The sequence below is a fragment of the Micromonospora sp. NPDC049204 genome (genome assembly GCF_040647935.1).
GTDB lineage: Bacteria > Actinomycetota > Actinomycetes > Mycobacteriales > Micromonosporaceae > Micromonospora.
Window position 1 is genome coordinate 274,199 of the sequence record NZ_JBEZDC010000005.1, and the last position, 21,119, is coordinate 295,317.

Consider the following 21,119-nt stretch of genomic DNA (forward strand, 5'->3'; position numbering starts at 1 on the left):
GCCGTTGGGCGTAGCCAGCGCTGCAATTCTCGGATGCCGGCGAGAGTTGCGCTCAGACCAGGTTGGCGTCGCGCAGCAGTTGCCACAGGCCGGCGCCGTCCGGCGCGGACAGCCACTTCTGCCCCACCGGCCCCGACGACGGGCGACCCGCCGGGGCGGGCAGGGTGCCGGCCAGCACGGACTGCGTCGGGGAGAGCCGGCGGATCGCCACCCCGGCGACGTTCTCCGGGTGGGCGGCGGCGAACTCCCGGTAGATCTCCTGGTCGTGCTGGCCGTCGTCGCCGACCAGCAGCCAGCGCACGTCGGGGAACTCCCGGGCCAGCCGGGCCAGGGTGACCCGCTTGTGTTCCATTCCGCTGCGGAACCAGCGGTCGGCGGTCGGCCCCCAGTCGGTGAGCAGCAGCGGCCCGGCCGGGTAGAGGTGCCGGGACAGGAAGCGGGTCAGGGTGGGCGCCACGTTCCACGCGCCGGTGGAGAGGTAGAAGACCGGCGCGCCGGGGTGCGCGGTGACCAGCCGCTCGTAGAGCACGGCCATGCCGGGCACGGCGTTGCGGGCGTGCTCGTCGAGCACGAACGTGTTCCACGCGGCGAGCAGCGGTCGGGGCAGCGCGGTCACCATCACCGTGTCGTCGATGTCGGAGATGATGCCGAACTTGACCTCCGGGTCGAGGATGCGCACCGGCGCGTCGACCGGCTCGGCGTCCGGAACGCTGAGCCGGACCGTGCCCCAGCCGGGTGGCAGGTCGGCCTCGACGAGTGTGTCGACGAAGCCGCTGCGGTCGGCCTGCGTCTCGTGCCGTACCCCACCGGCCTCGATGGTCACCGTGACGTGCTTGTTGGGCAGGGTGGTGAAGCTGCGCCAGCCCCGGACCTTGTCGAGCCGACCCCGCTGCCGGGTGTCCGGTCGGCCCAGCAGCACCCGACACATCACCCGCACCCAGCCCGGGGCGCCGTAACCGGTGTAGGCGACGATGTTGACCCGCCAGCCGGTTCGCCGCAGCCGGCGCTGGACGAGCTGGTGCACGGCGTCCTCGATCCGCGCAGCCCGGTGCAGGTTCGGAACGGCCAGTTGACCGGCGGGAGTGGGTGGCACGCGCCAACCCTGCCACACGTTGACAGCCACGGCCACGCGAGCCGACCCCGGCCGTGCCGCTGCGGCCCGGCCACCGCGGAGCCGGCCCAGACAACCCCGGCTGCGCCGATCCACCTCGGCGGCCCGTCCGGTCGTGAAACACTCCGGTCGGGACGACGACGGGGGCGTTGGTCGTGTCGCATCCAGAGCAGCACCGTGGGCGATGGCGCCCGCGACTCGACCGGCCGGCGCTCGTCGCGCTGCTGTTCGGGCTGGCCGGGGTCGTCTACCGGCTGGTCCTGACGCTGTACACGGTGCCGGTGTCGAACAGCGACGAGGCCACCTTCGGCCTCGCCGCGCTGCACATCGGGCAGGGCCGGGAACGCCCGGTCTTCCTGTACGGCCAGCACTACATGGGGATGTTGGAGTCGTACCTGGCCGCGCCGCTGGTGGCGGTGGCCGGGCCGAGCTGGCCGGTGTTGCGGCTGCCGATGCTCGCGCTGTACGCGCTGTTCCTCTACCTGATCCACCGGCTGACCCGCCGGCTCTGCGCGCCCTGGTTCGCCACCTTCGTGGTGGGCCTGCTCGCGCTCGGTGGTGAGCGGGTGGTCCGCGACCAGCTCACCGTCGTCGGGGGACGGCCGGAGGTGAAGCCGGCGGTGCTGCTGATGCTGCTGATCACGGTGGGGCTGGCGACCGGCACCGTACGCCGTCGGCGGCTCGCCGTCGCGCTGTTCGGCCTGCTCGTCGGGCTCGCCGCCTGGTCGGACTGGCTGATCCTGCCGTACCTGGCGGTGGCCGGGCTGGCGCTGGTGTGGGCGCTGCGGCGCGAGCTTCTCGGCTGGTCCGGCCTGCTGCTGGTGGCGGGCGTCGTGGTCGGGATCGCGCCGATGGTCTGGGACAACCTGCGCGCCGGGCCGGGTGAGGACTCGTGGACCGTGTTCCGGGAGGTCAGCACCAAGGCGGGGCCGTCGCCGCCGTGGTCGGAGCGGCTCCGGGGCGGCCTGCTGGAGGGAGTGCCGCTGGCGCACGGGCTCTGCCCGGTGGACGGCTGCGGACGCTGGCAACAGTGGTTCGGGGTGGTGTATCCGCTGCTGCTGCTGGTCGGCGCGGTGCTCGCGGTGCTCGCGTACCGCCGGGCCGGCGCGAGCCCGCGCGGGGAGCGGGTCGGGCCGGTCGTACAACTCGCGCTGGTCGCCGGTGCCGCGTTGACCCTGTTGTCGTACGTCCGCAGTCCGCTCGCCGCGACCAGCCCACTGGACAACGCCCGCTACCTGTCGGTGCTGCAACTGTCGCTGCCGGCGGTGCTCTGGCCGCTCTGGGTGGCGGCGCTGACCGCCTGGCGGGGCACCAGCAGCGTGCTGGGGCGGTTCACCGGAGCGCTGTCCGCCGCCGCGCTCGTCGCTCTGACCGCCACCACGCTCGTGGTCACCGTGCTCTTCGCGGCCACCGGCACCGCCGCCTCGCGGACCGAGGAACGCCAGGCCCGGGAGTTGGCCGCCGCGCTGCGCGCCGACGGACCCCACGAGGTGTACGGGGACTACTGGACCTGCAACCGACTGATCTTCAACACGGACGAGACGGTGGTCTGCGCGGTGCTCGACGGTGACCTGTCCCCCGGGCAGAACCGCTACCGGCCGTACTGGCGGCAGGTCGGGCGGGCTCCACGGCCCGGCTACGTGGTGGAGGCCGGTTCCCCGATGGATCGGCGGCTGCGCCGGCTGCTCGCCGACCGAGCCGACGCCACACCGGTGCGCGAGGTGGGCGGCTATCGCGTGTACCACCCCGAGACCCCGGTGCGGCCCTGGCGCTGAGGGCGGGTCGTACGCTGGCCGGGCCGCCGTCCCGCCCGTCGAGGAGACCCGATGCTCATCCTGCTGCCGCCCTCGGAGGGCAAGGCCGACGCCGGCACCGGGCGGCGCTGGGCCCCGGACCGGCTCTCGCTGCCCGAGCTGAACCCGGCCCGGGAGCGGGTGGTGGACGCGCTGGTGGCGCTGAGCGCTGGGCCGGACGAGGCGACGGCGCGGGCGGCGCTCGGCCTCAGCGAGGGCCAGCGGGACGAGCTGCGCCGCAACGCCCGGCTGCGGGAGGCGGCCACCGCGCCGGCGGAACGGCTCTACACCGGGGTGCTCTACGAGGCGCTGGAGCTGACCTCGTTGCCGGTCGCGGCGCAGCGGGCGGCCCGTCGGTCGATCCTGATCAGCTCCGGGCTGTGGGGCGCGGTCCGGCTGGCGGACCGGATCCCCCCGTACCGCTGCCCGATCGGCGCCCGCCTGCCGGGCGTCGGGGCGTTGTCGGCGTACTGGCGTGGGGAGCTGACGCAGGCGTTGGACGCCGCCGCCGGCCGCGGTCCGGTGCTGGACCTGCGCTCCGGCGCGTACGCGGCCACCTGGACGCCGCGGGGAGGGCTGGCCGAACGGACCGTCAGCGTGCGGGTGCTGCACGAGCGGGAGGTCGACGGCGTGCCGGTCCGCTCTGTGGTCAGCCACTTCAACAAGGCGACCAAGGGCCGGCTGGTCCGTGATCTCCTCGTCGCCGGCGCCAGACCGCGCTCGGCGGCGGAGCTGCTCGGCACGCTGCGGGAGTTGAAGTACACGGTCGAGGAGCAGGCCGCCGCGCCGGGCCGGGTGCGTCAGGTGGACCTGGTGGTCACCGACCTGTAGCGGTGCGAACAGTCGCAAGATTTGCTCAAGGCTGGGCCGGAAGAGTTCCGTAACGACGAAGCAGGGGCCACGGTAGGGGCACCCAGACTCCGACGAGGGAGCCTTCGTTGACCCGCGAAACCGCCCTGCTCGACCGGCCGCGCTCGTCGGCGCCGCCGCCCCCGCTGGACTGGCTGACGCTCGGCGACGCGTTCGAGGCCGCCTGCCTGCTGCGCTGCACGCCGCCGCCGACCACCGCCCGGCCGAACCCGGCGCACGCGCCGGGGGTGGAGTTCAACCGGGAGGACGCCGCGCAGCGGATGCGGCAGTTGCTCGCCCGCCTGGATATTCCGGTCACGCACGAGGTCGCCGTCGGGGGCCTGCGCCGCCGCTACGAACTGCACCGGCTCTGGGTGCCCCAGGAGCAGCAGGACACGTACGCCCGGCTGTTGGAGGCGGGCTGGTGGCAGGGGCGGCGCGCGCTGCTGGGCGGCCCACCCCCCGGCACCTCGCCGGCCCGCCGGCAGTTGGTGACCCGACTCGCGGCGGCGGCCTGGCGGTCGGCGCTGCTGGCCGCCGGCCGACACGTTCGCCGACACATCCTCGGCGTTCGGCTCACCGACCGGGAGTTGGCTGCCGTGCTGATTCGCAGCGCCGCCGTGCTCGACGTCCCGGCCCGGCTTCGAGCGGGCACCGGCTGTTTTCTGGTCAGCGTGGCCGACGGTCCGGACCGGGCGCGGATCCTGAGCAACGCGGCGCTGGAGCCGGCCCGCCCGACCTGCTGACCGGCGCTCGGTCCACACCCACTCGGCACACCTGTCGGCAGGGAGGTTGCGCGCACCGGTCCGACGGCGCACAGTGCACCGCGTGAGACGTACCTCATCCCGCCGGCCCCGGCGTCATGCCGCGGGACTGGCGGCCCTGTTGACGGTGCTGCTGACCGCGACCACGAGCACCGCCGGTTGCCAGGACGCCCCCACCGAGCAGGTGCTGATCCGGATCGCCACCGGCAGCCCCACCGCCGTCTACTACGCGTTCGGGCAGTCGCTCGCGGCCATCCTCAACCGGGAACTGCCCGACGTCGACGCCCGCGTGGTGGTCACCGCCGCCTCCGCGGAGAACGTCCAGCTGGTCCGCTCCGGCAGCGCGGAGCTGGGCTTCACCCAGGCCGACGTGCTGCCGGCGAACGCCGAGGAAAGCAGCTCGGTCAAGGCGATCGCCCGGGTGTACGACGACCAACTCCACCTGGTTACCACGAGTGGAGGGCCGGTGCGCACACTCGACGACCTGCGAGGCCGGCGGGTCTCCGTCGGCGCACCCCGATCGGGCACCGAGATCACCACGACGAGGCTGCTGGAGGTGGCCGACCTCGGTGGCGACGCGGTACGCCGTACGCGGCTCGGCCTGGACGACTCGGTGGAGGCGCTGCGCTCGGGGCAGATCGACGCGTTCTTCTTCTCCGGTGGGCTGCCGGTGTGGGGCATCGAGAACCTGGCCCGGCAGCGTGCCACCCGGATCGTGGACCTCAGCGACTGGACCGAGCGGCTGCGCTCACGCTACGGCCAGGTGTACGTCTCCCGGGACATCCCCCGCTCGGTGTACGGGGTGGACGCGGTGACCACGGTGGCCGACCCGAACTATCTGATCGTCAGCGCCAGCCTGCCGGAGTCGTTGGTCCGAGAGGTGACCCGCCTGCTGATGGACGGGCGGGCCGAGCTGGCCGCCGCGCATCCCGCGGCGGGGCGGATGAGCCCTCGCTCGGCGATCGCCACCGCGCCGCTGACGTTGCACCCCGGCGCCGCCGCCTGGTACCGGGAGGACAAACCCTGACGGCGGGTGCTACCGCGTCAGGGTGGGCCGGCGGTCGGTGGCCGGCTCGTCGTCCACCGGCTCGTCGTCCGCCGGCTCGCCGTCCACCGGCTCGGTCGCCGGGTCCTGGTCCGGGGCGGGAAACCACAGGGCCGCGACCAGCCCGCGCGTCTCCCCCGGGCGCATGGTGAGCCGTCCGTCAGACGCGTCCACCAGCACGGCGGCGATGGTCAGGCCGAGCCCCGCGCCCTCCACGTTCTGCGCGTCCGGCGCCCGCCAGAACCGCTCGGTCGCCTGGCCGAGCTGACTGCCCGTCATGCCCGGGCCGGAGTCGCGCACCTCCAGGGCCACCCCGTCGTCGCGGCGGGCCACGGTCACCGTCACCGCCCCGCCCGCCCCGCTGAACTTCACCGCGTTGTCGATGAGCGCGTCCAGCGCCTGGTCGACGGCGGTCGGCACGGTCTGCGCGTACGCCGGGGCGTCGGTGCTGGTCAGCCGCAACGTGACCGAACGGTGCCGGGCCAGCGGCGCCCACGCGGACACCCGGGACGCGGCCACCGCGGCGGCGTCGACGGTGACCCTCTCGTTCTCCTCCCGTTCGGCGCGGGCGAGGGTCAGCAGCGCGTCGAGCACCAACGCCAGCCGATCGGTCTCCTCCAGGGCCAGCTGGTGCTCCGCGCGGCCCTCCGGGTCGGTGAGACTGGGACCCAGTTCCTCCACCCGCAGCCGCAGCGCGGTGAGCGGGTTGCGCAGTTGGTGGCTGGCGTGCGCGACGAAGGCGCGCTGCCGGTCCATCACGTCGGAGACCACGTCCGCCATGTGGTTGAAGCTGGCCGCGAGGCGACGCAGCTCCGGCGGACCCAGGCGGTGCTGCACCCGGGCGCCCCGGTCGCCCTCGGCGATCTCGTGGGTGACCGCGTCCAGCTCGGTGACCGGGCGCAGCACCCAACCCGCCAGCCCGAACGCGGTGAGCACGCAGGCCAGCACGGCGAGCAGGCCGGCCAGGGCGAGCAGTGACCACCACACGGCGACCTCCCGGCGGATCGGGTCGGCCGGGGTCACGATCACCACCGCGCCGAGCACCTCACCACCGTCGTTGATCGGCACCGCCACCACCACCGGGCCGGTCCTCCACGGCCAGACCGACTCCGGGGCGCTCGTCTGCTGCCCGGCCAGCGCCATGTCCAGCGTCGCCGCGGTCCCCGGGCCGGGTTGGTACCGGGGCGACGCGAACAGGGTGCTCCGGTCCCGGTCGACGATCGCGGCGCCGATCCCGTACAGGTCGTCGTAGCTGGTCAGCTCCGACTCGATCGGACCCGGTCCACCGTCGCGCAGCGCGGGCCCGGCCAGCGAGGCGAACCGGGTCGCGTCGGCGAGCCGGTCGGCCCGGACCTGTTCGGTTTCGCGGCTGGCCATGGTGGCCGCCAGCGGCGTCTCCAACGCGATGAGGACGAGCACCATCAGCAGCAGATAGCTGATCACCAGTCGACGACGCACGTCAGCCCCTCACGCGTCGCGCAGCCGGTAGCCGACGCCACGGACGGTCTCCACCAGGCGGGCGTCGCCGAGTTTGCCGCGCAGGGACCCGACGTGCACCTCGACGGTGTGCCGGTCGGCCCAGGTGGTGCCCCAGGCGTCCAGCAGGATGCGGTCGCGGGGCACCGCCACCCCCGGTTGGCGGGCCAACGAGAGCAGCACGTCGAACTCCTTGCGGGTCAACGTGACGGCGCGGCCGTCCACGGCCACCGTCCGAGCGGCCACGTCGATGCGCACCGAACCGGCCTGGATGACGTGCCGCTCCGGTGTGGCGTTCGCGGCCCGGCGCAGCACCGCCTCGATCCGGGCCTGCAACTCCACCATCGAGAACGGCTTGACGACGTAGTCGTCGGCGCCGAGACGCAGGCCCAGCACCCGGTCGCGTTCCTCACCGCGGGCGGTCACCGCGATGATGCCGAGCTGGCTGCTCCGCCGGCGCAACTCCCGGCACAGGTCGGTGCCGTCGCCGTCGGGCAGGGTCAGATCGAGCAGCACCAGGTCACACGGGGCGGCGGAGAGCGCGGCCGCGACGGTGGCGGCGTGCTCGACCTCGTAGCCCCGGCGGGTCAGGGCGGAGGAGAGCGCGGCGGCCACCCGGCGGTCGTCCTCCACCAGCAGGATCCGCACCCGTGCCCCCGTTCGTCGCAGCGCTGTTCTGCGAATGGTGGCAGAAGCGCACGCCCGGCGGGAAGCCGCGTGTCGGGTCGGACCTACAAGCCGAAGACGTCGTCGGCGGTGGCGTCCCGGACGCCGTCGGTGAAGCCGCGGAAACCCGGGTCCTCGTGGCTGGCCGGCACGCTGGTGACGGTGACCCCGCTGGCCTGGGTGACCGCGTCGACCAGAGGCGGGTAGTCGATCTCGGCGTCGTTGAAGGCGTCGTCGTCCGCCTCGGCCAGGTTGATCACGTGCTGTACGTCATCGGACGGAGTGTCCGGATCTTCGGCCCACTCGCCGCCAGCCCGGTAGCACTCGTCGTACAGCGCGCGCTGACTGTCGGTCCAGTCGTCGTCGTAGCTCTGCATCGCCCATCCCTCCGCGGCCCGTGACCTGAGCATGCCCGGCCCGGGGCGACGGGCGCGGCGGTACCGGCGAAAACCGGGCGAGCGGGCCGCCGGCGTCCCCGTAGGCTGCGGTGGTGATCTACAAACTGTTGTCGACCACGGAATGGGACGACGCCCTCGCCGCCGGCGCCTTCGCCGGCTCCGCCGTGGACCGGCAGGACGGCTTCATCCACCTCTCCGGCGGTGACCAGGTGGTGGAGACGGCGCGGCGGCACTTCGCCGGGGCGACCGGGTTGACCCTGCTCAGCGTCGAGGAGGAGCGACTGGGTGACGCGCTGCGGTGGGAACCGTCGCGCGGCGGGCAACTCTTTCCACACGTGTACGGCCCGCTGCCGGTCGCGGCGGTCGTCGCGGCGCAGGCGTTGCCGGCGGACACTCCGGCCGCCGACGCGGTGGCCGCCCTGCTGGGTTGAACCGGTCGCGCCCGGCCCGAGCGATGTCGGGCCGGGCGCGCAACGCACAACGGAGGGCTCAGCGGCTGAGCCGCACAACAGTGCTCAGCGGCAGAGCCGGGAGATCTCCTCCTGGAACCGGTCCATCGGGTTCGCCTCGGCCGGACCGAGCAGGTAGGTCTTCAGCTCCCGGCGGGCCTCGGTCATCGGGTCGTCGCCGGCCCGGGTCAGTGCCACGATCTTCTCCAGCTCACCGCAGTCCTTGGAGAGCAGGTACGCGGCCCGAGCCGTCGGGTACTCCCGGCGGAAGTCGTCCTCCGACAGGCCGGACGGGTTGGCCACCACGTACGGCCGCTGGCTCTGCACGAAGTCGGAGACCACACTGGACACGTCGCTGATCAGCAGGTCGGTCTGGTTGAAGCAGTCGAACAGCGCCGGGGTGCGGCCGGTGACCACCAGGTGCGCGGTGCCGTCCAGGGAGGACGCGTTCGGGTCGCCGCCGGCGGCGCGGATGGCCGCCACGACCCGGTCGTGCACCGCCCTGGCCGCCCGGGACCGCGACCCGGTGAGCGGGTGCGGCTTGTAGATCAGGCGCAGCCGGGGCGTCGTGGCGAGCAGTCCCTTGACGATCCGCTCGCCCATCAGCACCAGCGAGGTGTGGTACGGGTCGTCGTCGAGCCAGCCCTCCCAGGTGGGGGCGTAGAGCACGGTGAACGGCCGGTCCACCGACTCGGCACCGAAGGTGTGCACACCGGCGAGCTGCGGGCGGCCGATCTCGACGATGTCCGAGTCGAGGACACCCACACCGGCTCGGGCGTAACGCTCCCGGCCGGCCAGGCCGGCGACCCAGACCTCGTCGTACACCTTGCTGTACGGGTTGACGCTCGCCTGCTTGTCGCTGTCGCCGTGCCCCACGAAGACGTGCTTGGTGCTCGGCTCACGCAGCATGTGGATGTTCGCGCCGACGTTCGCGGCGTAGAGCGCCGCACGGATGTTGCGCAGATCGAGGTTCATGAAGTCGACACCGGTCGGTACGCAGATCACCGGCAGCCGGGTGTCGGCCAACTCGAGGAACGCGTCCCGGCTGCGCAGCAGCACCACCGCGCGCTGCTGGAGCGCCTCGGTCGGGGCGAGCCACATGTTGGCCTGGTAGACGTCCTTGGCCGGCCCGGCGAAGTAGAGCGCCACCTCGGGCCGGTAGTTGTCCAGCCACCGCTGCACGGCGGGCAGCAGCGGGCCCTCCCCCGTGCTCCGGCCCCGACCCCGCAGCCAGGTCAGCGCGGTGATGGCGCCCACCACACCGGTCGCCACGACCGCCACCGCGGCGGCGGCGAAGAACGGCGTCAGGTCGTGTCGCACCGCCGCGGCCACGGCGGCCGGGACCAGAAGCAGGTTGAGCAGCGGCATCCGGTCACCGGCCACCGTCGCCACCCAGCCCGGCAGTTGGGGAGCGGAGCGCAGCTCACCCAACTCGATGTTGCGCACCATGGCGGAGAGTGGGTTACGACGCTCGATCATGACGGAGAGCGCCCCGGCGAAGACCGACACGACCCACACCAAGGCCGGCAGCGCGAGCAGCAGGGTCAGCTCACCGCTGCTGAGCCGCACCTCGGCGGCGACGAGCAGCACGGCCGCGAGGTCCCGGGTCAGCTGCCGGTACGACCAGTGCAGACCCACCTTCTCCAGCAACAGCTGCGACGTCGGCGACCAGCGGGCGGCGGCGAACTCGCCGATCACGGCGGCCAGTCCGGCGACGGCGAACAGGCCCACCCAGCCGAAGACACCCGCGACGAGCATGACCAGGTAGGCCAGCACCAGCAGCGCGGCGCTGGCGGCCACTCCGATGCGACCTGAGAACGTGCCGAACAACGAGTTCGCTCCCTACGATTTCCGTATCGGGTTGGGCTGGGTCTGCGCGGACCAGGAGCCGAGACCGAAGCCCCTGGTGGACGCTCGTCCCGTCACGGCAGCCCTCGGCGGACGAACGTGCCTGCGACCCTAACGCGAGACCGCCTGATGGTATCGAGCGGGTATCCGTACGGAAAACCGACCAAACCGACCGCCAACCCGACCCGCCTCAGGATCCGCCGGTGGGCGAGCCGGGGCGATAGCAGACCATCGCGCCCGGCGCCTTGCGCGACGCGAAGGGCGTCAGCCCCAGGGCGGGAGTCGCCGCCGCGCTGGCGGTGTTGCCCTTCCACAGGCACACCATGCCCACGCCGACCCTGGCCATAGCCTCGGCGACCGCGGGAACGGAGACGGGCTCCGTGCCGTCGGCGAACCTCGCCAGCAGCAGCCTGTCCTGCGCGAACGGCGTCTCGGGTCCGTAGTCGGTGAGATACAGGTCGCGGGGCAGCACCACGCGGACCTCCGAGGTGACCTGCGGAAGCGACCGCATCACCGACGACGGTGCGAGGACCAGGCCGGCGGGGCGGTCCAGCCTCTCGATCCAGAAGGAGGCGGCCTTGCGGTTCTCCGGCATCCGCCAGGTCGGCGTCGTCTGGATCACCTGCCCCTCCCACATCGGCTTTCCCTGGGTGAAGAAGAGGAACACCAGGACGACGGGAAGGGCGAAGGCGAGGACCCGGCTCGTCCGGGCCAGCCCGGGCAGGCGGATGACCGCGAGGACGCCGACGAGCGCCGGCACGGGCAGGATCCACGGCACCCGCCAGAGCACGGCCGTCAGTCCGCTGAGATCACCGCCGAACTTCAACACGCCGGGGACCATCAGCACCGTGGTCGCCAGCGCGGCGCCGGCGGCCAGTTGCTGCGGCACACCGCGACGGAGCAGGAGGGGCGACCACCAGACGGCGAGCCCACCGATCACGCCGAGGACGCCGAGCCACAGCGTCAGCTCGTAGATGGTCCGCAGCGGCAACAGCGGGGAGTACGTCGCGGCGGCCTCCTCCACCCCACCGCGCAGGACCTGGACGAGCACGCCGGACAGCAGGGGGTAGACCGAGAGGACCGCGAAGCACACGATGGCCTCGCGCGTGCGCCGCGTGGCGAGCAGCACCGCGCCGGCCGCCGCGGCGAGCAGCGGCAGCAGGAAGACCGCGGTGGTGGTGTAGCCGACAGCAGCGACGGAGAGCAGGGTGAGCAGGAGCAGTGCCCGCCGCGAGCGGTGCTCCAGGTAGTCGGTGAGGTACACCCAGGCGAGTGGGATCAGCGCGTGGACGAACACGCTCTTGCCCTGGGTCAGCCGGGGTAGGTGGTAGGTGTTCAGGGCGTCGGCGTAGTAGGCCACGAGCAGGATGTAGGCCGCCGCGACGCCGAACGCGACGAGCGGGCGTCGCGGGGCCCAGCGCAGCACGAGCCGCCACAGCGCGAAGACCGCGAAGACGGCCAGCACCGGCAGGAGCAGGTACCACATCACCGACGCCGTGTGCACGTGCAGGGCGCGGGCGAGCGCCCCGATGAACACCTCGAAGGAGGGCAGCGGCGGGTTCGCCGAACCGCCCGGCAGCACGCCCTCGGTGAACAGGAAGTCCTTGAACGGGATGTTGTCCCGGTCGGCGACCCAGACCGACTTGCCGACGTAGAAGACATCGTCGAGCGACACCCGGTCGATCAACGTGGCGAAGTAGGCGGCGGCCAGGGACACGACGATGACCACGTACCCCTGCACGGGGGTGGTCCGCTGGCCGGCCGGCGCGGCGACCGCGTCGGTCGCCCCGCCGCGGCGGGGCAGGGTCAGCCAGGCGGAGACGACCGAGACCAGGCCGAGCCCGGCGGCCAACCACCAACTCACCGCGCCACGACCGAGGGCGGCGAACAACGCCGCGCCGAGTGCGGCACCGACCGGCAGCGCGTACCGACGCAGCAGCGCCGCGCGGTCGGCGGGCACCTCGGTCGGGGCGGGGGCGGCCTCGTCGTCGGCCTGCCGCGCCACCGGGTCGTGACGGCGCAGCCGCCAGGCCGCGTACGCCGCGACCGGCTGCAGGACGACCCAGATGAGGAAGACGACGGACGGGCGCAGGTCGAGGCCGAGGTTGAGGTGGTAGAGCAGCGTCCAGATGGCGAAACTCACCACCGCCGCGTCGGTGCACACCACGGGTGCGGCCGCCACCGCGGCGTTGAACCGCCCGATCAGACCGCGGCCCCGTCCGGGTCGGGCACCCGCGCTCGGGGTGTCCTTCTGGCTGCCTGCCGCTGAGGCCACAACAGCGTCTTCGACTTGCGTCACGGGGCGTCCTTGTCGTCCGGCGGCGGGTTGGGGGCGAGAAGCGGATGTCTGACCGGTGACCGGCCGGGGGTCAGGGGGCAGCGTAGCGGAATCGGACAGCGGGACCGCCGCTGCGGGAGGCGGAGTGTCGGAGGCTGGTCAACCCGATATCGGGGCTGTTCGGGGACGGGGTAGGGCGCTGTCGGCGCCGAGCCCGGCGGCCACGGATTCGACCAGGTTGTCGAGGTAGCTGTCGGTGAGCGGGAGACGGGCGATGGCCAGCCGCCAGTAGAGCGGGCCCACGATGAGGTCGACCGCCGCGTCCGGGTCGGTGTCGGTGGGCAGTTCGCCGCGCTGCACGGCGCGGGCGACCAGGCGACCGCCGATCTCCTGCTGACGGGCGTGCAGCACCTGCCGCAGGGTCGCGTCGATGCTGGGGTTGCGCGCCGCCTCGGCCAGCAGGTCCGGGATGATCTGCGACGCCAGCGGGTGGCGCAGCGCGTGTGCCACCGCCTGGAACAGCAGGGCGAGGTCGCCGCGCAGGGTGCCGGTGTCCAGGGCCGGCAGCTTGCCGTGGGCCGCCGCGGCGACGATCTCCAGCACCAGGTCGAGCTTGGAGTTCCACCGCCGGTAGATCGCGGTCTTGCTGACACCGGCACGACGCGCCACCGCCTCGATGGAGAGCCGGCCGTAGCCGACCGCGGCGAGCTCCTGCGTCAGCGCACGCCGGATGGCCGTGGTGATCTCGCCACGGAGCACTGCCGCACCGGCCGGGGCGCGCCTCTTCTCGGTGGTCACCAGGGACTCTTATCGCAGGTCACGGTGCCCAGGGTAGCGCAACGACGATACGGTTGCGTCCCGACGTGTTTCGGACTACTGTCCTCGCAGCGACGAGGCGGCGCCCCGCGCACATCTCCCACTAGGATTCCATCGTCGTGAGCCACCCGTCTGCACGAAAGATCGGAGCGCCATTTCCATGGCCACCACCGCGCTGGTCGACCCCGACACGGGCCTGACCCAGGCGCAGCTGGCCGCTCGGCACGGGCTACGGGTCGCCGGTGAGCGACCGACCCTCGTCGAGTACAGCCGCCAATTGTGGGCCTACCGGCACTTCATCGCCGCGTACGCCAACGCCAAGCTGGTCGCCTCTTACAGCAACGCCAAGCTGGGCCAGCTCTGGCAGGTGCTCACCCCGCTGACCAACGCGGCGGTCTACTACCTGATCTTCGGGGTGGTGCTGAGTCAGAACGAGATTCCGAACTACATCGCCTACCTGACCACCGGGTTGTTCATCTTCAACTTCACCCAGAGCGCGGTCCTGGCCGGCACCCAGTCGATCAGCAGCAACCTGGGGCTGATCCGGGCGCTGCACTTCCCCCGGGCCAGCCTGCCGCTGTCCACGACAATGACCCAGTTCCAGCAACTGCTGGCGTCGATGGTGGTGCTGATCGGCATCGTGCTGGTCACCGGGGAACCGATCACGCTGGAGTGGCTGCTGCTGGTGCCGGCCCTGCTCCTACAGGCGGTGTTCAACGCCGGCGTCGTCCTCGTGGCGGCGCGGTTGGGCAGCAAGTCGAGCGACCTGAAGCAGGTCATGCCGTTCATCATGCGCACCTGGATGTACGGCTCCGGCGTCCTCTACAGCGTCAGTCTCTTCGAGCAGCTGCCGAGCTGGGCGACGACGCTCGTGCAGTACAACCCGCTGCTCGTCTACATCGAGCTCGCGCGGTACACGCTGCTGGAGGAAGCACCGCTGCTCAACGAGTCGCTGGCCCAGCTCTGGCTGGTCGGCGGCGGGTGGGCACTGCTCGCCGGCTTGGGCGGTTTCATCTACTTCTGGCGCGGCGAACAGGAGTACGGCCGTGGTTGAGCACTTCGAGGCCCCCACCGAGGCGACCGCGACGATGACGTCGACGCAGGAGCGCATCCCGACCGTGGTGGTCGACGACGCGCACATCATCTACCGGGTGCACCAGGGCGCCGGCGGTGGCACCACCCCGGTGGCCGCGCTGCGCCGGCTGGTCAAGCGCACCAACGCTCCGAACATCCGGGAGGTGCACGCGGTCAAGGGTGTCTCCTTCACCGCGTACCGGGGTGAGGCGATCGGGCTGATCGGCAGCAACGGCTCCGGCAAGTCCACCATCCTGCGGGCCATCGCCGGCCTGCTGCCGGTCAACCGGGGCGCGATCCACACCCAGGGACAACCGTCGCTGCTGGGGGTGAACGCCGCCCTGCTCAACGACCTCTCCGGCGAGCGCAACGTCACCCTCGGTTGCCTGGCCATGGGCATGCACCCGGACGACGTGGCCCAGCAGGCCGCCGGCATCATCGAGTTCTCCGGGATCAACGACCGGGGCGACTTCGCCAGCCTGCCGATGCGGACGTACTCCTCGGGGATGGCGGCCCGGCTGCGGTTCTCCATCGCCGCCGCGAAGAAGCATGACGTGCTGCTCATCGACGAGGCGCTCGCCACCGGTGACAAGGGCTTCCGCAAGCGCAGCGAGCAGCGGGTACGGGAGCTGCGGGAGGGCGCGGGCACGGTGTTCCTCGTCAGCCACCAACTCTCCTCGGTCCGCGACACCTGCGAACGAACGATCTGGCTGGAATCGGGCGTCCTGCGGATGGACGGACCCACCGACGAGGTCATCCGGGCCTACGAGGCGTACGCGAACAGCAAGTAGAGCGCCGGCGAACACCCGGCATCGACACGGCGCCATGGACCGCGTCGCCCGCGTTGGGGCGGCGCGGTCCGCGCGTTAAGGTTCATTCCGTCGCCGCTCGGGCGGAACCTTCCGTTAACGCATCCCTGAGAGTGAGGATCCGGCAATGACGCAGGACCAGACCACTGGCCCGGACGCCGCAGCGGAGACCCCGACGCCGTGGCGGCCCTCGCGGACGGTGGCCGTGGTTCTGGCCGGCGGCACCGGGACCCGGTTGGGCCTCGGCATCCCCAAGCAGCTACTCAAGATCGCCGGCAAGCCGATCATCGAGCACACCCTGGCGGTCTTCGAGGCGGCACCGGAGATCGACGAGATCATCGTGCTGATGGCGACCGGCCACGTCGACGACGCCCGGCAGATCGTCGAGAAGGCCGGCCTGCGCAAGGTCACCAAGGTGATCGAGGGCGGTGACACCCGCAACGCCACCACCCGCATCGCGCTGGACGCGGTCGGCCCGGAGGACTGCAACATCCTCTTCCACGACGCGGTACGCCCACTGCTCAGCGGGCGGATCGTGCGCGAGTGCGTCAACGCGCTCTGGACGTACGACGCCGTGGACGTGGCCATCCCGTCCGCCGACACGATCATCCAGGTGGACGACAACGACTGCATCACCGACATCCCGGTACGCTCCCGGCTGCGCCGCGGGCAGACCCCGCAGGCGTTCCGCTCCCCCACCATCCGGGAGGCGTACCGGATCGCCGAGAACGACAAGGACTTCGCCGCCACCGACGACTGCGGCGTGGTGCTGCGCTACCTGCCCGGCACCCCGATCAAGGTGATCGACGGCTCGGACGAGAACATCAAGGTCACCCACCCGGTCGACGTGCACCTGGCGGACAAGCTCTTCCAGCTCGCCGCGGCGCAGGCGCCCCGGCTGACCGACCACCGCAGCTACTCGGAGGAGCTGACCGGCCGCACCATCGTCGTGTTCGGCGGCAGCTACGGCATCGGTCACGAACTGGCCGAGCTGGCCCGACGCTACGGCGCACAGGTCTTCCCGTTCAGCCGTTCCAGCACCGGCACCCACGTGGAGCGGGCCGCCGACGTCGAGGCCGCGCTGACGACCGCCTTCGAGGCCACCGGCCGGATCGACCACGTGGTGGTCACCGCCGGGGTGCTGGAGAAGGGCGCCCTCGCCGAGATGGACGAGGAGACGATGGACCGGGTACTCCAGGTCAACTTCGTCGGCCCGGTGACCATCGCCCGGCAGGCGCTGCCCTACCTCCAGCAGACCAAGGGCCAACTGCTGCTCTACACGTCCAGCTCCTACACCCGGGGGCGAGCCCGCTACGCGCTGTACTCGGCCACCAAGGCGGCCCTGGTCAACCTCACCCAGGCGCTCGCCGACGAGTGGGCCGACGTCGGCGTCCGCGTCAACTGCATCAACCCGGAGCGCACCGCCACGCCGATGCGCACGCGGGCCTTCGGCGAGGAGCCGGAGCACACCCTGCTCGCCGCCGAGGCCGTCGCCCAGTCGTCACTCGACGTGCTGATCTCCGACCTGACCGGCCAGGTCATCGACGTACGCCGAGCGCCCGGCGACGGTCCCACGCCGAGCGTGCCGGCCCAGACCGGTCAGGTCGACGCGCCGGTCGGCGCGGCGTCGACGAACTGACCCCGGCCGGCGGCGGAACCACGAACGGAGCGACATGCGCGGCGACCTGGTCCGAAAGCTGGCCGCCCGGTGCCTGAGCACCGGACTGGCCGTGCTGGCCTTTGCCGTGCTGGCGCTCACCGGCGCCACCGGCTGGGGGCTGGCGCTGGCCGTCGCCGCGCTGGCCGCCTCGGCCGCCGAGCAGCGGATCCGGCCCAACGCCGACCTCGTCGCGGAGACGACGCTGATCGCGGCCGCGATCCTGGTCGGTTACTCCCGGCGGTTGGACGACGGGCTCCACCTCACGCTCGTCGCCACCGCGCTGGTGCTGCTGGGACTGGTGCTGCTGGTGGGGCCCCTGCGTACCGCCGGCAACCTGGAGATCCGCACGGCCAACCTGCCGGTCCGGGCCTGGACGCCACTGATCGCCGACCGGCTCGGCACCGCCCTGCTCGGGCTGCTCGCCGTCCTGGCGCTCGCCGCCGCGCTCACCCTGCCGGCCGGCGTGGCGTTGGCCGCCAGCCTGCTGGTCGCCGCGGGCACCGGAGTGGTCGCCCTGGACCTGGCCCGGCGGCGGTTCCGGCCGGGAGCCGGCGGCGGGCCGGCGGCCCGGGCACTGCGCCGGCACCAACCGGAGTTCCTGCTCTACTTCTCCGCGCCGCCCGGCTCGGAATACCAGGTCACCATGTGGCTGCCGTACCTGGAGCGAATCGGCCGGCCGTTCCTGGTCGTGCTGCGCGAGCCGGAGTTCCTGGCCCCGATCGCCGCGGCCACCGACGCGCCGGTGGTCTACTGCCCCACCCTGCGGGCCATGGACGAGGCGCTGGTGCCGAGCCTGCGGGCGGCGTTCTACGTCAACCACGGCGCGAAGAACAGCCACTGCATCCGCTTCACCCAGCTCACCCACGTCCAGTTGCACCACGGCGACAGCGACAAGGCGCCGAGCGCCAACCCGGTGTCCGGGATCTTCGACCGGATCTTCGTGGCCGGCCCGGCGGCGATCGACAGGTACGCCCGCGCCGGGGTGCGGATCCCGGCGGACAAGTTCGTGGTGGTGGGCCGCCCGCAGGTGGAGTCGATCGAGGTACGCCCCGAGCCGGCCCGGGGGTTGACGACGCCGACCGTGCTCTACACCCCGACCTGGACCGGGCACCACGCCGACGCCGACTACTGCTCGCTGCCGGTCGCCGAGGGGCTGCTGCGGCGGCTGCTGGAGCGCGGCGCGACGGTGATCCTGCGGTCCCACCCGTACACGGCGCAGAACCCGGCCTCGGCACGGCAGTTGGGCCGGCTGACCGAGATGCTCGTCGCCGATCGTGCCCGCAGCGGACGCCAGCACGTCGTCGGTGCGACGGCCCGCGAGCTGAGCCTGACCGAGTGCGTGAACCGGTCCGACGCGCTGATCTCCGACGTGTCCGGGGTGATCTCGGACTACCTCTACTCCAGCAAGCCGTACGCGGTCACCGACATGGGCGACGAGGGCGACCGGTTCACCGAGCGGTTCCCGCTGGCCGCGTCGGGTTACGTGCTGCGCCGCGATCTGTCCAACGTGGACGAGGTGTTGACCGCGCTGCTGGACACCGACCCGCTGGCCGCGGAGCGCTGGGCCACCCGCCGGCGTTACCTGGGTGACTTCCCCGCCACGTCGTACGCCGAGGCGTTCCTGACCGCCGCGCGCCGGGAGCTGACGGCGTCGGAGGACCCCGCGGCCGAACGCTCGCCGCAGCTCTCCCCCCTCGCCTGACCCGGGCTGACGGCCCAAACCCTCAGCGGTACGCGTCGAGCAGCGCCAGCACGGCCGCCGGGTTCTCCACGTGCGCGTTGTGCCCGAGACCGGGCAGCGTGGCGACCGGCACGCCGTACTCCTTGAGCTGCGCGTCGGTGACCATCGGGTCGTGCTCGCCGCGCGCCAGCAGCACCGGTACGTCGGTCGCCGTCAGCAGTCCGGTCAGGTCGGGCTCGCCGACGGCGAAGGCGTTCGGATCCATGGCGAGCCGCCACCGGCCGTCGACCTGACGGAGGCCGGCGTCCACCACCGGGTGGTCCGGCGGGAGCAGGCCGGCCAGCCCGGAGACGCGCAGGTAGCGGCGGGCCGCCTCGGTACGGCTGGCGAACCAGCTCACCGGGCGGGCGGCCAGTTCGGCGGCCCGTTCCAGTTCGGCGGGCGACCAGAGCGCCTTGATCCCCAAGCCGACCACCGCGTCCACCGGCATACCGGCGTCGCGCGCGGCCAACGCGAGGCCCACCACGCCACCCAGCGAGTGCCCGAGCACGACGAGCCGGTCGTCGGGGGCGAGGGCCGGCGCGATCCGCTCGGCGAAGCCGGCGAAGGAGTACGACGGCAGCGGCGACGCCCAGCCGTGGCCCGCGAGGTCCGGTGCCAGCCACCGGCCGGGCCAGTGTTGCTCCAGGTACGGCGCCCAGGGCAACCACACGTCACCGGTGGCCCCCAGGCCGTGCAACAGCAGCAGGACCGGCCGTCGACCGGCGTGACCACCCGATTCATCCACCACGGCCGCAGTCTCCCACGGTTCACGGCCAGGGACGAGAGTCGTCGACGGGGGCGTACCGCCGTGGAGGACGCGACGGGCGCCGGCCCCTCGTGAGGGACGGCGCCCGTGGCGGTCAGCGTGCCGGGTCAGGCGGAGTAGCCCCGGCTGGCGATCCAGTTGGCCAGGTCGATGGTGGTGACCCAGTACGACGGGTCGGCCGGGTTCGCCGAGTCGGCGATACGTACCGTGCGGCCGTTGTCCTTGTAACCCACGACGGCGATGTAGTGGCCGCCGCCGTAGGAGTGCCAGGAGCCGTCGGTGTCGGTGGCGTCCCCGACGACGTTGGCGACCACGCCGCGGCCGTCGGTGATGGCCTTGACGACGTCGGCCTGGAGGCGGTCCATCTGCGCCGGGCTGGGCGCGCCGACGAACATCCGGGTCCGGTACGGGGAGCCCTTCACCTCGGCGTTGAGCACCCGGGTGGTGTCCTCGGCCGAGTTGGTGCCCATCTCGGTGGTGCCCAGTTCGGCGCCGAGTTCCTCCTGGGTCCGGTCGATCCCGGTGGCGCTGAGCGCGTTGCGGGTGGCCGCCGGGCCGCAGTTGTAGTACGTGTTCTGCGCCTCGTACTCGTAGTCGAGCACCTTTGTCGCGGGCGGCTTCGGCCGCTCCGGCTTCCGGGTCAGGTCCGGGTTGCTGCTGGCCTTGGCGGCGGGCGCCGCGGCGCTGGTGGCCGGGGCGGCGCTGCTCGGCGCGGCGCTCGCCGACGGAGACGCGTCCCGCACCTCGCCCCGGGAGGCGGCGACGTCGGTGCGCATCTCGGCGACAGTGGTCGCGGTGCGCTGGCCGGCCGGCGCGTCGTCGGCGGTGGCGAGCAGGGTGCCGGTGGTGGCGGCGAGCACGAGGGCCGCGGCGGAGGCGGCGACGATCTGGTACGGGCGCTCGGTCGCGAGGCGGCGGAGCTGACGCTGCATGGTGTGCTTCACGGGGTCCTCCACGGTCGGGGGGAGAGCGGCACACCGGGGCCGGACCGGTATCCGGGCAGGCGCCATCGCGCGGACGGTGGTCCGCGGGTGGTGAACCGCTCAGGGGAACGCCCGGCGTGGCCGGGCGGTGAGGCGATGACCCGGGGGGTCAGCTCACCGTCACTGGACGGATGAGCGGGGGCACCGCTGTGCCGTGGAGGCGAGGGAACAGCCGAGGGGTGGAGAGGTGCTGCACGAGGATGGAACTCCTTCCGACACCGCCTACCGGGTTAGCTGACGGATTCGGGCGGGAAGATCGCCCTACCGCGGGCCGTGGCTCGCGGATTCACCCCGGACGTACTGATGGGTCCCCGGTTCGTTCATGACGATTGAGCGGGTCGGCGCGGCGTCGCCTGTTGCGATCGGTTACCGCACCGGACGGGACGACACTACTGGCCCGTTCACACCATGCCAAGCCAGGTTCACCTGCGTAAACCCGAATCGGCGCGACAATTTCTGCGCGTTCTGCCGCTGATGTGACTCGATGGGACAAGCGGTTACGGTGACGCCTGTGGGCGACAACCGGACAGGTCGCCGAAACTGCGGTCAGAATCCCGGGAACAATCGCGCCGAACGTGCCGGACGCCCGATTCCACATTCCGTGACCGGGC

Annotated in this window: 18 protein-coding genes and 1 riboswitch; of the genes, 9 read left to right on the forward strand and 9 right to left on the reverse strand. The window is 72.5% G+C overall.

The window, feature by feature from the left end; all coding sequences use genetic code 11:
- Positions 1-52: 52 nt before the first annotated feature.
- On the reverse strand, positions 53-1,093 hold the full coding sequence (locus AB0A90_RS12700; protein ID WP_357065533.1) for a phosphatase domain-containing protein: 1,041 nt from the start codon (positions 1,091-1,093) through the stop codon (positions 53-55).
- A 173-nt stretch (positions 1,094-1,266) separates the two neighbouring features.
- On the opposite strand from AB0A90_RS12700, the gene AB0A90_RS12705 reads away from it, so the two are divergent.
- The 4 genes from AB0A90_RS12705 to AB0A90_RS12720 all read left to right on the forward strand — a co-directional run bounded on the left by AB0A90_RS12705 (position 1,267) and on the right by AB0A90_RS12720 (position 5,544).
- Positions 1,267-2,886, forward strand: a complete 1,620-nt coding sequence (locus tag AB0A90_RS12705; RefSeq protein WP_357245799.1) for a hypothetical protein — start codon at positions 1,267-1,269, stop codon at positions 2,884-2,886.
- A gap of 51 nt (positions 2,887-2,937) precedes the next feature.
- Entirely contained in the window at positions 2,938-3,735 is a 798-nt protein-coding gene (gene yaaA, locus AB0A90_RS12710) for a peroxide stress protein YaaA (protein ID WP_357245802.1), read from the forward strand.
- A 107-nt stretch (positions 3,736-3,842) separates the two neighbouring features.
- A complete protein-coding gene (locus tag AB0A90_RS12715) occupies positions 3,843-4,499 on the forward strand; it encodes a hypothetical protein (RefSeq protein ID WP_357245805.1) in 657 nt (218 codons plus the stop codon).
- Between the two features lie 127 nt (positions 4,500-4,626).
- Positions 4,627-5,544 (forward strand): TAXI family TRAP transporter solute-binding subunit, encoded by a 918-nt coding sequence (locus AB0A90_RS12720; RefSeq protein ID WP_357246176.1) that lies wholly within the window; start codon positions 4,627-4,629, stop codon positions 5,542-5,544.
- 9 nt (positions 5,545-5,553) lie between these two features.
- Here AB0A90_RS12720 and AB0A90_RS12725 read toward each other — a convergent pair whose 3' ends face one another.
- The 3 genes from AB0A90_RS12725 to AB0A90_RS12735 form a co-directional block, all read right to left on the reverse strand.
- On the reverse strand, positions 5,554-7,020 hold the full coding sequence (locus tag AB0A90_RS12725; RefSeq protein ID WP_357245808.1) for a sensor histidine kinase: 1,467 nt from the start codon (positions 7,018-7,020) through the stop codon (positions 5,554-5,556).
- Between the two features lie 9 nt (positions 7,021-7,029).
- Positions 7,030-7,686, reverse strand: a complete 657-nt coding sequence (locus AB0A90_RS12730) for a response regulator transcription factor (RefSeq protein WP_357245811.1) — start codon at positions 7,684-7,686, stop codon at positions 7,030-7,032.
- A gap of 83 nt (positions 7,687-7,769) precedes the next feature.
- Positions 7,770-8,081, reverse strand: coding sequence for a hypothetical protein (locus tag AB0A90_RS12735; protein ID WP_355031047.1), 312 nt, complete (start codon positions 8,079-8,081; stop codon positions 7,770-7,772).
- A 113-nt stretch (positions 8,082-8,194) separates the two neighbouring features.
- Here AB0A90_RS12735 and AB0A90_RS12740 point away from each other — a divergent pair, with 113 nt between their 5' ends.
- On the forward strand, positions 8,195-8,533 hold the full coding sequence (locus AB0A90_RS12740; protein WP_357245814.1) for a DUF952 domain-containing protein: 339 nt from the start codon (positions 8,195-8,197) through the stop codon (positions 8,531-8,533).
- An 84-nt stretch (positions 8,534-8,617) separates the two neighbouring features.
- On the opposite strand, the gene AB0A90_RS12745 is transcribed toward AB0A90_RS12740, so the two are convergent.
- From AB0A90_RS12745 to AB0A90_RS12755, 3 genes are all read right to left on the reverse strand, one after another.
- Entirely contained in the window at positions 8,618-10,309 is a 1,692-nt protein-coding gene (locus tag AB0A90_RS12745; RefSeq protein WP_357246179.1) for a CDP-glycerol glycerophosphotransferase family protein, read from the reverse strand.
- A gap of 280 nt (positions 10,310-10,589) precedes the next feature.
- The gene (locus AB0A90_RS12750; protein WP_357245817.1) at positions 10,590-12,698 is read right to left on the reverse strand and encodes a DUF6077 domain-containing protein; all 2,109 of its coding nucleotides are present in this window, start codon (positions 12,696-12,698) and stop codon (positions 10,590-10,592) included.
- 138 nt (positions 12,699-12,836) lie between these two features.
- Entirely contained in the window at positions 12,837-13,475 is a 639-nt protein-coding gene (locus tag AB0A90_RS12755; protein ID WP_357245820.1) for a TetR/AcrR family transcriptional regulator, read from the reverse strand.
- A gap of 178 nt (positions 13,476-13,653) precedes the next feature.
- On the opposite strand from AB0A90_RS12755, the gene AB0A90_RS12760 reads away from it, so the two are divergent.
- The 4 genes from AB0A90_RS12760 to AB0A90_RS12775 all read left to right on the forward strand — a co-directional run bounded on the left by AB0A90_RS12760 (position 13,654) and on the right by AB0A90_RS12775 (position 18,738).
- Positions 13,654-14,547, forward strand: coding sequence for an ABC transporter permease (locus AB0A90_RS12760; RefSeq protein WP_357245823.1), 894 nt, complete (start codon positions 13,654-13,656; stop codon positions 14,545-14,547).
- A 34-nt stretch (positions 14,548-14,581) separates the two neighbouring features.
- Positions 14,582-15,358 carry an ABC transporter ATP-binding protein gene (locus AB0A90_RS12765; protein WP_357246181.1) on the forward strand — a complete coding sequence of 259 codons (777 nt, stop codon included), beginning with the start codon at positions 14,582-14,584 and terminating at the stop codon, positions 15,356-15,358.
- 145 nt (positions 15,359-15,503) lie between these two features.
- Positions 15,504-17,015 carry a bifunctional cytidylyltransferase/SDR family oxidoreductase gene (locus AB0A90_RS12770; RefSeq protein ID WP_357245826.1) on the forward strand — a complete coding sequence of 504 codons (1,512 nt, stop codon included), beginning with the start codon at positions 15,504-15,506 and terminating at the stop codon, positions 17,013-17,015.
- A 34-nt stretch (positions 17,016-17,049) separates the two neighbouring features.
- Entirely contained in the window at positions 17,050-18,738 is a 1,689-nt protein-coding gene (locus AB0A90_RS12775; RefSeq protein ID WP_357245829.1) for a CDP-glycerol glycerophosphotransferase family protein, read from the forward strand.
- A gap of 22 nt (positions 18,739-18,760) precedes the next feature.
- Here AB0A90_RS12775 and AB0A90_RS12780 read toward each other — a convergent pair whose 3' ends face one another.
- The gene (locus tag AB0A90_RS12780; protein WP_357245831.1) at positions 18,761-19,507 is read right to left on the reverse strand and encodes an alpha/beta fold hydrolase; all 747 of its coding nucleotides are present in this window, start codon (positions 19,505-19,507) and stop codon (positions 18,761-18,763) included.
- 125 nt (positions 19,508-19,632) lie between these two features.
- Positions 19,633-20,481, reverse strand: coding sequence for a C39 family peptidase (locus AB0A90_RS12785; RefSeq protein ID WP_357245834.1), 849 nt, complete (start codon positions 20,479-20,481; stop codon positions 19,633-19,635).
- Positions 20,482-20,712: 231 nt separating this feature from the next.
- A riboswitch (cyclic di-AMP (ydaO/yuaA leader) is annotated at positions 20,713-20,854 on the reverse strand.
- Between the last annotated feature and the right edge of the window lie 265 nt (positions 20,855-21,119).

Excerpts from the sequence above, each read along its gene's own strand:
- yaaA (WP_357245802.1), top strand. The coding sequence starts at position 2,938 with ATGCTCATCCTGCTGCCGCCCTCGGAGGGCAAGGCCGACGCCGGCACC.
- AB0A90_RS12735 (WP_355031047.1), bottom strand. The coding sequence starts at position 8,081 with ATGCAGAGCTACGACGACGACTGGACCGACAGTCAGCGCGCGCTGTAC.
- AB0A90_RS12745 (WP_357246179.1), bottom strand. The coding sequence starts at position 10,309 with ATGCTCGTCGCGGGTGTCTTCGGCTGGGTGGGCCTGTTCGCCGTCGCC.
- AB0A90_RS12760 (WP_357245823.1), top strand. The coding sequence starts at position 13,654 with ATGGCCACCACCGCGCTGGTCGACCCCGACACGGGCCTGACCCAGGCG.
- AB0A90_RS12765 (WP_357246181.1), top strand. The coding sequence starts at position 14,582 with ATGACGTCGACGCAGGAGCGCATCCCGACCGTGGTGGTCGACGACGCG.
- AB0A90_RS12770 (WP_357245826.1), top strand. The coding sequence starts at position 15,504 with ATGACGCAGGACCAGACCACTGGCCCGGACGCCGCAGCGGAGACCCCG.
- AB0A90_RS12775 (WP_357245829.1), top strand. The coding sequence starts at position 17,050 with ATGCGCGGCGACCTGGTCCGAAAGCTGGCCGCCCGGTGCCTGAGCACC.